This is a genomic window from Flavobacterium sp. S87F.05.LMB.W.Kidney.N, from assembly GCF_004366435.1.
Lineage (GTDB): Bacteria > Bacteroidota > Bacteroidia > Flavobacteriales > Flavobacteriaceae > Flavobacterium.
On record NZ_SODX01000007.1, the window covers coordinates 225,075 to 237,660 of the forward strand.

Genomic DNA, 12,586 nt, shown 5'->3' on the forward strand with positions numbered 1-12,586 from the left:
TTAAGTTTATTTTGCTCTATTTTGTATAGTCAAAATGATATTTCTTTGGTACAAAAAGACAAAAGCAAATTCAAGATAAGTTTGAAAACCAATTCTGGTTCCACGGATAACGAAGAAATCGAACAGACAATAGAAGTCAAAAATTTTCAAACCGGAAAAATCCAGATCATTACAAATATCGAAACGTCTATTACGGGAAAACCAACTCATTTGGAAGTAAACGATTATAATTTTGATGGTTTTACAGACTTTGCTGCTTTTCATACCGACGACGGAATGGGAGTTTATACGATTTACCAGATTTTTATTTTTAATCAGAAAACTAAAAATTTTGACACTTTACAATTTCCAACCAATTTCAATCCGAAATGTGATATGTTTTGCGATGTAAAAGTCGATAAAACTAAACAAACACTAAGCTCAAGCTGCAGAGGCGGCGCGAGAACCCACAAGGATATTTGGAAATATGATCGAAACAAAAAATTAATACTTGCAAAAACAGAATCCTACTAAGATAATCTATTAAAAGCAAAAAAAATTGCCGACTTTTACAAAACCAATTAGTTAATTTTTATGCGCCTAAGCCAGCTGTCCATTTCAAATACTCGGTCAAAAGGATTTTTTTCCAATCCCAAAAAAGGAGCTTCTTGGGTCGCTCTTTTTTGGCAGGAAAAAATAACCTTTTGTCTCTCGCAGTTTTCCATTTCCATCTGGGGCGTGGCATCGGTGCTTTTTACACTTTTTTTACTTTTCCCAGAAAAATCATTTTCACAAGAAATCAAAAAAGACAGTGTAAAAAGACCTAAAATTGGTTTGGTTTTAAGTGGCGGTGGTGCTAAAGGTTTTGCACATATTGGAGTTTTAAAAGTCTTGGAAGAAGCCGGAATCAAAATTGATTTTATTGGCGGAACCAGCATGGGATCTGTAATCGGCGGACTTTACGCTTCTGGTTACAATGCTTCTCAAATTGATTCGATTTTCAAAAAGACCAATTTCGACGAATTAATAAATGATTATATTCCGCGTTCGTCTAAGAATTTTTACGGGAAAAAGAATGACGAATTGTATGCTATCGTTTTACCATTCAGTAATTTCAGAGTCGGCATTCCAGAAGCACTTTCAAAAGGAATGTACAATTACAATTTACTCAGCAGTTTGACCAGAAATGTTCGTCATATTCGTGACTTCAATAAACTGCCAACACCTTTTTTATGTATCGGAACCAATATTGAAACAGGCGAGGAAGTTTTACTTAATAAAGGAAATCTAGTTCAAGCCATGATGGCGAGTGCTGCTTTCCCTTCCCTATTTACTCCAGTAGAAATCGACGGAAATTTATTGGTCGACGGCGGCGTTGTAAACAATTACCCAATTCAAGAAGTTCGTAATCTTGGAGCAGATATTATTATTGGTGTTGATGTTCAGGACGATTTGATGAAGAGAAAAAACCTAAAAAATGCTACGCGTATTTTGGTTCAGATTACCAATCTCCAGTCTATCGACAAAATGAAAAACAAAATAAAAGATACGGATGTTTATATAAAACCAGACATTCGCGATTATGGCGTAATTTCATTTGATAAAGGAGAAGAAATTATTCGAAAAGGAGAAGAAGCAGCTTTTGCAGTTTATGAAAAGATTAAAGCTTTGTCTGATGAAACTACTTTTTACAAAAAACCAAAACTAAAAGTTGCGACAGACACCATTCAAATTCAGAAAATAAACACTGATAAATTAGACAATTATACTAAAGAATATATTCGTGGTAAACTTCGTTTTAAACCGGGAAGTACGATTACGTATAATGATTTAAAAACGGGGATAAACAATTTAAATGCAACGCAGAACTTCAGTACAATTTCTTATTGTTTGCAGCCAGATGGAGATAAAGATGATTTAGATTTAGTTCTTCGTGAAAATCCAACGCAGACTTATTTAAAACTTGGTCTTCATTATGACGGACTTTATAAAAGTGGTATTTTATTAAACCTTACGCACAAAAAAACATTTCTAAAAAATGACGTTACTTCCGTAGATATTATTCTTGGGGATAATTTTAGGTATGATTTTAATTATTATGTCGAAAATGGTTTTAATATCAGCTTTGGTTTCCGTTCAAGGCTCAATCAATTTAATCGAAATGTAACAACAAGTCTGAGCAATCTGGTTTATGATAATCCTGGTGTCAATTTAATCAATGTTGATTTTATGGATATTAATAACCAAGCATATTTTCAAACGATTTTTGTACAGAAGTTTTTAATGGGCGGTGGTTTAGAATACAAATATCTTAAGATAAATTCGCCGACACTTTCAAATGAAGACAACATAATTGACAAAAGCAATTACTTCAGTGCATTTGCATACTTAAAATATGACTCTTTTGACGACAAATATTATCCAAGTTCTGGATTGTATTTTTCTACAGATTTACAAACGTACTTGGCATCGTCAGATTATACGAATACATTCAAACCTTTTTCGATGGCAAAAGCCGAATTGTCTTTTGTAAACACATTATTCCCGAAAGCAACTTTTAAGATTGATGCCGATGCAGGTTTTACTTTTGGAAGCAGCAGCGTTCCGTTTTTTGATTACATTTTAGGAGGTTACGGTTACAGTAAAATCAATAATTTTAATTATTTCTACGGTTACGACTTTTTAAGTATTGCCGGAAACAGTTATATCAAAACTGGAATTACGCTGGATTACGAAATCATCAGAAAAAATCATATTAATTTTTCTGCCAATTTCGCCAATTTAGGAAACGACATTTTCAGCACAGTCGACTGGATCTCAATGCCAAAATATACAGGTTATGCTTTGGGTTACGGATTGGAAACTATAATTGGCCCAATTGAGATCAAACAATCATGGTCTCCAGAAATGTCAAAAAGCTTTACTTGGTTTAGTATTGGATTTTTATTTTAGCCTTTTATCAAAGAATAATTCAATAAAATCGCGGTATTTTTTTGCTATGCAAAAATTATATCAAAAAAATTAAAATATCTTATAGTTATAATTAATATAATTTTTAATTTTACTCGGAAAAAATTACGACATTTGTTATAATGAAAACAAAATGGACAGGTTTATTAGAGTATCTTCAATTCCTCATCAAGAGAAATCCTGAGTAAGCTATAGAATTGAGATAATTTAAATCATTCACAAGATGATTGGATTATCTGTTCACACAATTCAATTTTCGAATTATCTAATTTACAAATTATCTAATTGAAAAGCCATGCCATTATATCACAAACTCGGAGACTTTCCACAAAAGCGACACACCCAATTTGAAAAACCTAACGGAGGTTTTTACTACGAACAATTGTTTGGAACCGAAGGTTTTCACGGACATTCGTCGCTGTCGTATCACGTACACAGACCTACGCAGGTTAAAGAAATTTTAAACTCTTATTCGGTTGAACCAAAAATTGCAATCGGAAAAAACATAAAATCATTACTTTTTAAAGGTTTTGAATTAAAACCAGAAAATGACTTTTTAGACAGCCGAAAAGCCATGTTAGTCAATAAAGACTGCATTATTGGTTTGGCTGCGCCGAAAGAATCGCTTCGTAATTATTTCTACAAAAATGCCGATGCCGATGAAATGCTTTTCATCCATAAAGGAAAAGGAAAATTAAGAACCATGTTAGGAAACATTCCGTTTGAATATGGCGATTATTTGATTATTCCGAGAGGCATTATTTATCAAATAGAATTCGAAACCGAAGAAAACCGACTATTTTATGTAGAATCGTATTCTCCATTTTATACTCCAAAACGATATAAAAACCAATCGGGTCAGCATTTAGAACATTCTCCATTTTGTGAACGTGATTTTATTTTGCCAAATGAATTGGAAACCCACGACGAAAAAGGTGATTTTTTAATTAAAATCAAAAAAGAAGGCATGATTCACGAAGTGGTTTATGCAACACATCCTTTTGATGTTGTCGGATGGGACGGATATAATTTCCCATACGGATTTTCCATTCACAATTTCGAACCTATAACGGGGCGTGTTCACCAACCGCCTCCAGTACATCAAACTTTTGAAACGGCAGCTTTTGTCGTTTGTTCATTCTGCCCAAGACTTTATGATTATCATCCGAAAGCCATTCCGGCGCCATACAATCACAGCAATATAGATTCTGATGAAGTACTATATTATGTAGATGGCGATTTTATGAGCCGTAATAATATTGAGCAGGGTCATATCACTTTACACCCAAAAGGAATTCCACACGGTCCTGCGCCAGGCGCGATGGAACGCAGTATTGGCCACAAAGAAACTCAGGAATTAGCTGTTATGGTTGATACTTTCCGTCCGCTTATGGTTACGGAAGAAGCTATGGGATTGGATGATGGTCAATATTACAAATCTTGGACGGAATAGCTAATCGAATTTAACCGCAAAGTCCGCAAAGTCCGCAAAGGATTCGCAAAGTTCACAGAGTTTCTGAGGAAATTTTATTAAACCAAGTTCGCAAAGCTTTGTAACCTTTGTGTTTTTTACAAACTCTTATTGATAAAAAACTTTGTGTACTCTGCGTTAAAAAAAAAACTTAAACACAACATTTCGGAAAATCAATTAAACGATTTACCGATTAAACAAATAAACATCATGAGTAAAGAAGTTAAATCAGTAGAATACGGATTAGAAAAAATATTTGAAGGAGCACAAGATTTCCTTCCATTATTAGGAACAGATTATGTAGAATTTTATGTGGGGAACGCAAAACAGTCTGCACATTATTACAAAACTGCTTTCGGATATCAGTCATTGGCTTATGCCGGATTAGAAACTGGAGTAAAAGACAAAGCATCTTATGTTTTGAAGCAGGATAAAATCAGAATTGTTTTGACTACACCTTTAACAGCTGATTCTCCAATAAACGATCATTTAAAAAAACATGGTGACGGTGTAAAAGTTGCTGCACTTTGGGTTGAAGATGCTACAAAATCTTACGAAGAAACTATGAAACGCGGTGCGCGTTCTTTTATGGAACCAACTGTTGAAGAAGATGAGTTTGGACAAGTGATTCGTTCTGGAATTTATACTTATGGAGAAACGGTTCATATTTTTGTAGAAAGAAAAAACTATAATGGTGTTTTCCTTCCAGGTTACAAAGAGTGGAAATCTGATTACAATCCAGAACCAACAGGATTAAAATATATTGATCACATGGTTGGAAATGTGGGCTGGAACGAAATGAATACGTGGGTAAAATTCTACGAAGATGTAATGGGATTTGTAAATTTCTTATCTTTTGATGACAAACAAATTACCACAGAATATTCTGCTTTGATGAGCAAAGTAATGTCTAATGGAAACGGAAGAATTAAATTCCCAATCAACGAACCGGCAGAAGGAAAGAAAAAATCTCAAATTGAAGAATATTTAGATTTCTATGGCGGACCTGGAATTCAGCATATCGCAATTGCTACCGATGATATTATTAAAACAGTATCGCAATTGAGAGCACGCGGTGTTGAATTTCTATCAGCTCCTCCGCATACTTACTACCAAGCAATCCCTGAAAGATTAGGTGTTCATATGGACATGATGAAAGAAGATATAAACGAAATTGAAAAACTAGCCATAATGGTAGATGCTGATGAAGATGGTTATTTATTGCAGATTTTTACGAAGCCAGTTCAAGACAGACCTACTCTTTTCTTCGAAATTATTCAAAGAATGGGTGCAAAAGGTTTTGGCGCAGGTAACTTTAAAGCACTTTTTGAATCAATCGAAAGAGAGCAAGAATTGAGAGGAACGTTATAAAACGTTAAATTTTATATACAAAACAGCACAATTCTCTAAAAAACGATGCTTTTTTTGCAAATGTTATGTTAAACTTGACTTTGGCTATTTGTTTTTTGAACTTTCTATCTATCTTTGCACTCGCAAATCAGGAAGGGGTGGTTTCCTTCCGAATTGATATAAATTTCATAATTTATAGTTTTTTGGTTAGTTAATAGCATAAAAACTCAGTCATCTTTGACTGAGTTTTTTTGTTTTGGTACATTTGGAATAGAATTTGCATTTATTTATCTTTATAATGAAATGTAAAAATTGTACTATGAAAAAATTCATCCTCATCATATTAGCACTAACAACACTGGCGTTTGATACTCAAAAAGAGGACGCATTCGATACTGGAGAATATTTCAAATTTAGAATTCACTACGGAATTGTAAATGCGGGATATGCAACTTTAGAAGTTAAAGATGCAACCATAAGCAACAAAAAAGTATATCATGCTATTGGTAAAGGTTACACAACAGGTATGTCAAAATTTTTCTTTAAAGTTGAAGATTTATATGAAAGCTATTTTGACAAGGAAACAGGAAGACCTTACCGCTATGTCCGAAAAATTGACGAAGGCGGTTATACCAAAAATCAAGAAGGCTTTTTTAATCAAAATGAAGACAGGGTTTTGGTTAAAGACTATAAGCGCAAAACCGAAAAGACAATTATAGTAACAGACAATGTGCAAGATATAATTTCTTCTTTTTATTATTTGAGAAATCATCCAAACATTGACAAATTAAAATCTGGCGAATCTATTTCTATCGACATGTTTTTTGACGAAGAAATCACAAAATTTAAGTTAAAATATGTAGGTCGTCAGGATATTACAACTAAATTTGGAACCGTTTCTACCATGATGTTTAAACCATTGGTACAAACAGGTCGCGTTTTTAAAGAAAAAGAAAGTGTTACACTCTGGATATCAGACGACAACAACAAAGTTCCATTAAGAATTAAAGCAGATCTTGCAGTAGGATCGCTTAAAGCAGATCTTGATGAATATAAAGGATTAAAATATCCACTTAAAGCAAAAAAATAATGAACCCTACAGATAATTCTGAAGCAATCTTAAAAGAAATTGATCTTAAATTTCAAGCCATAAATCAAAAAACTGATGTTCAATTGGAAGGATTGCTTTGGGCTAAACCAATTACTTATTGGGATTATATTCAAACCGATGCATTGTTGAATTTACAAATACAACGCACCACTCTTCCTGACGAAATGGTTTTTATTATGTACCATCAGGTAAATGAATTAATCTTTAAAATGATTTTGTGGGAAATTGATCAAATTGCCGAAAAAGAAAATATTCAGGTTGATTTTTTCAGCGAAAGATTATCAAGAATTACTAGATATTTTGACATGCTCACCAACTCTTTCAGTATCATGGAAAACGGTATGGAAGTAGATCAATATATGAAATTTAGAAACACGCTTACTCCTGCAAGCGGTTTTCAGAGCGCGCAATATAGAATGATTGAATTTGCTTCTACGGATGTAATCAATTTAACAGACCGCAGGTACAAAGCAAACTTTGACGAAAACACAGATTTAGAAACTAGTTTCGAACATTTGTACTGGCAGGCTGCCGGAAAAGATTATCATACTGGTGCAAAATCTTATTTACTTCAAGAATTCGAAACCAAATATAAAGATCAGTTTTTGAGACAAATGTCTACTTTTAGGACTAAAAATATCTGGCAGAAATTCACGCAATTACCAGCTGAAGACCAGCAGAATGAAGACTTAGTTCAAGCGATGCGTCATTACGACAAAACAGTGAATATCACTTGGGTTATGCAGCACCTAAATACTGCAAGAAAATATATACTAGAAAGTGGAAAAGGTAATGGAGAAGCGACTGGCGGAAGTGACTGGCAAAAATATATGCATCCAAAATGCCAAAGACGCATCTTTTTTCCTAAATTGTGGACCGAAGAAGAATTGTCCAATTGGGGAAATGAAACCGCAGAATAATTTCACCACAAAAAAGCAAAAAGTTTGAAAAAAGCAGTCGTAATTTTAATTGTCTTGTTTTCTATTTTTTCATGCAAAAAAGCAGAAGAAAAAGTTGAAACCAAAATTACTAAACCAACAACCAAAAAAATAGAATTCGGTTTTAATTACGCAGATTTCAATGTTGTAAATGATACAATTTCAAAAGGAGACTCTTTCGGCTCAATCATTCAAAGTCAAAATATCGGAGACAAAAAAGTACACGATATTGTCGAACAAGTAAAAGATTCTTTCAACGTTAGAAGTATTCGTTATGGCAAACCTTTTACTTTGCTTCGTGCCAAAAACAAAACTAATAATCTGGAAGTTTTTATTTATCAGCCCGATGCTTTAAGCTACTATGTTATTGATTTAAGAGATAGTATTGCTAAAGCTTATAAAAAAGTAAAACCAGTTACTTTAAAAAGAAAAATAATTGGAGGTGTTTTAAAAAGTTCATTATCTGAAACTTTAGGAAACGAAAGTGTAGAAACGGCATTAGCCAGCAGAATCACAAAAGTATTTTCATGGTCTATTGACTTCTTTAAACTTAAAAAAGGAGATCGTTACGGATTAATCTTTACGGAACGCTTTATCAATGGAAAAACTTACGACGGAGTTGAAGAACTAGAAGCTGCATTTTTTGAATATAAAGGTAAAATTATTTATGCTTTCCCTTTTGAAAGAGACACAACTTCTGGAAAGGTAGAATATTATGATGACGAAGGAAAAACACTTAAAAACTTCTTCTTAAAAACTCCAATCAAATTCAGCCGAATCACTTCTAGATTCACCATGAATAGATTTCACCCGGTGCAGCACACTTGGAAAGCGCACAAAGGAACCGATTACGCTGCTCCGACTGGAACACCAATTTCGACAACTGCTTCAGGAGTTGTTGAAGCAACTGGATATACTGCAGGAAACGGAAACTTTGTAAAAGTAAAACACAACGGCACCTACTCGACTCAATATTTACACATGTCTAAGATCTTGGTTCGCCGCGGACAGCGTGTTACTCAAGGACAGACAATTGGTTTGGTCGGCAGTACAGGTTTAGCTTCTGGCCCTCACGTTTGTTACCGTTTCTGGAAAAATGGCGTTCAAGTAGATGCACTTCGATTGAATCTTCCAACTGGAGAATCTTTGACAGGAAACGACAGGACTCGTTTCATGAAACAGATTGAACCATTGAAAAGAGAATTGGATAGTATTGGAAATTTGTAAATCAACTTATTTTATGAAAATTAAATATTCATTGCTATTACTTGTTTTAGCAGCAAATTTTTCTTTTGGACAAAACAGCGTTAAAGTAACCAGTTATTACGGGAGTGAAAATACTGACATTCAAAATTTAATTGATTTTGAGAACATTCATTTTGAACAACTAAACTTTGAAGGAAAAGAAATAAAAGAAAAACAATATAAAATTTCTCTTCAAGAATTTAAAAACGGCAAGCTAATCAGTAAATCGATACTTTTTGATGGATTAGAAGATGAGTATTTCAAGATAAAGTCAGACAAAGAATCTTTAAAATTTTTATTTAAGATGGCTGACGGAAAATTAAAAATATACATAAGAGGTTCTAGATTTGGAAGCAAAAAATCCTACTTCAAACTAAAAGACAATTCAGATGAATATACCTTAAAGGATTTTTTTGGCAACAAGAATGAATTAAATATTGACCCAAACCAAGAGACAGCAGTTTTTGCCATTTTAACTCCCACTAAACATGAAGATGGTTCTAGTTCTTATTGCGAAGTAGTCCAGTCGGATATCAAGCCAGAAAACCTTGGAACACATTTTAAAATTCCACATTATTTTTTAGTTACGATATTATTTAAGTAAAAATTAGGTCATGAAAAATTCGCGTCTTAAAACCATGTATCATGAAACTTTTTCTGGTTTAAAATTATTTTACAGAGATACTAATCTTTCAGAAGATTTAATTTCAAAATATAAAATTGGTCAAATCATCCAAGAAAAAGGCTTTACCGATATGAGTTCTATTGGCGGTGGTATTTTTGGAAATTTGAGATATTTAATTGCAAGTTCTCACCCCAAAGATTTGTCAAAATTTAATCCTGATTCGGCAAAAAACGGTCATTTTCTTTTAGATTCTATTGCTTATTTTAAAGTCTTGGATATTCAGAGAATTGAAGATAAAACACAAATTTTCCTTTTAAACATTCCAGACAATTCGATTTCACTCTTTAAAAATTCCTCTTCAAATCTGGAAGAAGAAATTATAGAAAAAGCTCAAAAACGCTTTCGCGAAAAAATCAATACTGACTTAATACCGGAACTACAAACTGAAAACTGGAGAGAAAGAACAAAATCTCCACTTGGAATGAGCGACATCGGCGAATTATTTTTTGATGATTCTAAAATTAAAACAGAATCTCCGAAAAGAATTGATGTTGATATTACGAAGAAAGTTATAGAGATTAATAAAAAACCTTGGTGGAAGTTTTGGTAAAAATTATCATTTCATAATCTCACTAAATAATGAAACAAATTTTTCTACTTTTTTCATCATTAATAGTAATTGGATGTTCCAGTCCAAAAGTTTTCATATTAAATGATAGTAAAGAAGGCAAATATTTTGTTCAAGAATTAGTCAACACTGCTTTTGAAAAAGATTTAATTGGAAAGTCACCATTGATTGTTATAAATGGAATTCCTTTTAAATACAATAAAGAACAAGACACAATATTATTACCTTTAAAAAAATCTGAGATTGTTGATTTGGATTTTTTAAACCAGAATAGCAGCCGCATAATTTACAATGAAAAAGAAAATGATGGCGCTATCATCTTAACTTCAAAAGTTCAAAACTAAAATCCAAAAAACGTTTTCGTAACTAATTGTTATATAATCTCGAACCTTTATTCTTTTAAAAGTTATTTCAGTATTTTTGTGTTTCAAAGAACAAACTCAATTATAGATAAAAATGGCTTTAAACACAACAAACCCAACTGGGACTGAAGCGTGGAAAAATCTGCAAAACCACTATAACGCAATTCACGAAACCACTATACAAGAATTGTTTCAACAAGATAGTGCCCGCGTTGAAAAATTCAACCTGCAATGGAATGACTTTTTAGTAGATTATTCTAAAAACAATATCAGTCAGGAAACTATTTCGCTTTTATTAGAATTGGCAAATTCAATCGGATTAAAGAATGCAATTGCTGATTATTTTGGAGGAGAATTAATCAATAAAACAGAAAATCGTGCAGTTCTTCATACAGCTTTGCGTGCTCCAGAATCGGCAGTTATTAAAGTTGATGGAGAAAATGTAATTCCAGAAGTTTACGAAGTAAAAAATAAAATCAAAAACTTTACAGAAGAAGTAATTTCTGGGCAAAGAAAAGGTTATACAGGAAAAGCTTTTACTGATGTTGTAAATATCGGAATCGGTGGTTCTGACCTTGGCCCAGTGATGGCGGTTGAAGCTTTACAATTTTACAAAAATCATTTAAATCTTCATTTCGTTTCAAATGTTGATGGCGATCATGTAAATGAAGTCATCAAAAATTTAAACCCTGAAACTACTTTATTTGTAATTGTTTCTAAAACTTTTACGACTCAAGAAACACTTTCAAATTCAGAAACTATCAAAGAATGGTTTTTGAAATCGGCTACGCAGGAAGATATCGCGAAACACTTTGCGGCAGTTTCTACTAATATTCAAAAAGTAACAGAATTCGGAATTAATCCAGACAATGTTTTCCCAATGTGGGATTGGGTTGGAGGAAGATTTTCTCTTTGGAGCGCGGTTGGTCTAAGCATCGCTTTGGCAATTGGTTTTGATAATTACAACCAATTATTAGTTGGAGCAAATGAAATGGACGAGCATTTTAAATCGGCAGAATTTGACGAAAACATTCCGGTTATTTTGGCTTTATTAAGCGTTTGGTACAATAATTTTTATGGTGCAGAAAGCGAAGCTCTGATTCCGTACACACAATATTTATCAAAATTAGCTCCTTATTTGCAGCAAGCTACTATGGAAAGTAACGGTAAAAGTGTTGGCCGCGACGGAAAACCAGTTAATTACCAAACGGGAACAATTATTTGGGGAGAGCCAGGAACAAATTCGCAACACGCTTTCTTTCAATTGATTCACCAAGGAACCAAAAGAATACCAACTGATTTTATCGGATTCGTAAAACCGCTTTACGGTAACGAAGATCATCATGATAAATTAATGTCGAATTTCTTCGCTCAAACGGAAGCACTAATGAATGGAAAAACTCCAGCACAAGTTCAGGCAGAATTTGACAAACAAGGACTTGACGCAGAAAAAGCATCTTACCTATTACCATTTAAAGTTTTCACTGGAAACAAACCGACAAATACCATTTTAATAGAAAAACTGACTCCAAAAAGCTTAGGCTCTTTAATTGCACTTTATGAACATAAGATTTTTGTTCAAGGTGTCGTTTGGAATATTTTTAGTTTTGATCAATGGGGAGTTGAATTGGGCAAGCAGTTAGCAAATTCAATTTTAGACGAAATAAATTCAAAAACTGTTAAAAAGCACGACAGCTCGACTTCATTTTTAATAAATCACTTCTTGAAAAATAAATAAAAGGAGAAAATTTAAAAATTTTGTAACATATTGAAACGCCTTAATTTAATCGAAATTAAGGCGTTTTTTCGTATAAAATATCGATAAAAGACACAAAAAAACAGTTCTTTTGCACGTTTTAGCTTACAACATAATTAAAATTATTGCATTTTTAACAAAAAAGCTTTAC

General features: G+C 33.0%; 11 protein-coding genes. All 11 read left to right on the top strand.

Annotation, left to right across the window (positions count from 1 at the left end; genetic code table 11):
* The first annotated feature begins 45 nt into the window (after nucleotides 1-45).
* The gene (locus EDB96_RS19850; RefSeq protein ID WP_128414920.1) at nucleotides 46-513 is read left to right on the top strand and encodes an XAC2610-related protein; all 468 of its coding nucleotides are present in this window, start codon (nucleotides 46-48) and stop codon (nucleotides 511-513) included.
* A 60-nt stretch (nucleotides 514-573) separates the two neighbouring features.
* On the top strand, nucleotides 574-2,931 hold the full coding sequence (locus EDB96_RS19855; RefSeq protein ID WP_082586732.1) for a patatin-like phospholipase family protein: 2,358 nt from the start codon (nucleotides 574-576) through the stop codon (nucleotides 2,929-2,931).
* 313 nt (nucleotides 2,932-3,244) lie between these two features.
* Entirely contained in the window at nucleotides 3,245-4,402 is a 1,158-nt protein-coding gene (locus EDB96_RS19860; protein ID WP_134142730.1) for a homogentisate 1,2-dioxygenase, read from the top strand.
* A gap of 228 nt (nucleotides 4,403-4,630) precedes the next feature.
* Nucleotides 4,631-5,791, top strand: a complete 1,161-nt coding sequence (hppD, locus tag EDB96_RS19865) for a 4-hydroxyphenylpyruvate dioxygenase (protein ID WP_134142731.1) — start codon at nucleotides 4,631-4,633, stop codon at nucleotides 5,789-5,791.
* A gap of 298 nt (nucleotides 5,792-6,089) precedes the next feature.
* Nucleotides 6,090-6,860 carry a DUF3108 domain-containing protein gene (locus EDB96_RS19870; protein WP_057115968.1) on the top strand — a complete coding sequence of 257 codons (771 nt, stop codon included), beginning with the start codon at nucleotides 6,090-6,092 and terminating at the stop codon, nucleotides 6,858-6,860.
* On the top strand, nucleotides 6,860-7,801 hold the full coding sequence (locus EDB96_RS19875) for a tryptophan 2,3-dioxygenase family protein (RefSeq protein ID WP_134142733.1): 942 nt from the start codon (nucleotides 6,860-6,862) through the stop codon (nucleotides 7,799-7,801). The genes EDB96_RS19870 and EDB96_RS19875 overlap by 1 nt, the downstream gene beginning before the upstream one ends.
* Before the next feature lie 24 nt (nucleotides 7,802-7,825).
* Entirely contained in the window at nucleotides 7,826-9,046 is a 1,221-nt protein-coding gene (locus tag EDB96_RS19880) for a peptidoglycan DD-metalloendopeptidase family protein (protein ID WP_134142734.1), read from the top strand.
* Nucleotides 9,047-9,059: 13 nt separating this feature from the next.
* On the top strand, nucleotides 9,060-9,668 hold the full coding sequence (locus EDB96_RS19885; protein ID WP_134142735.1) for a hypothetical protein: 609 nt from the start codon (nucleotides 9,060-9,062) through the stop codon (nucleotides 9,666-9,668).
* 10 nt (nucleotides 9,669-9,678) lie between these two features.
* A complete protein-coding gene (locus EDB96_RS19890; RefSeq protein WP_134142737.1) occupies nucleotides 9,679-10,299 on the top strand; it encodes a hypothetical protein in 621 nt (206 codons plus the stop codon).
* A gap of 29 nt (nucleotides 10,300-10,328) precedes the next feature.
* Nucleotides 10,329-10,661, top strand: coding sequence for a hypothetical protein (locus tag EDB96_RS19895; protein ID WP_134142739.1), 333 nt, complete (start codon nucleotides 10,329-10,331; stop codon nucleotides 10,659-10,661).
* Between the two features lie 112 nt (nucleotides 10,662-10,773).
* Complete coding sequence (pgi, locus tag EDB96_RS19900) at nucleotides 10,774-12,417, top strand: glucose-6-phosphate isomerase (RefSeq protein WP_134142741.1); 1,644 nt, start codon at nucleotides 10,774-10,776, stop codon at nucleotides 12,415-12,417.
* Nucleotides 12,418-12,586: the final 169 nt, after the last annotated feature.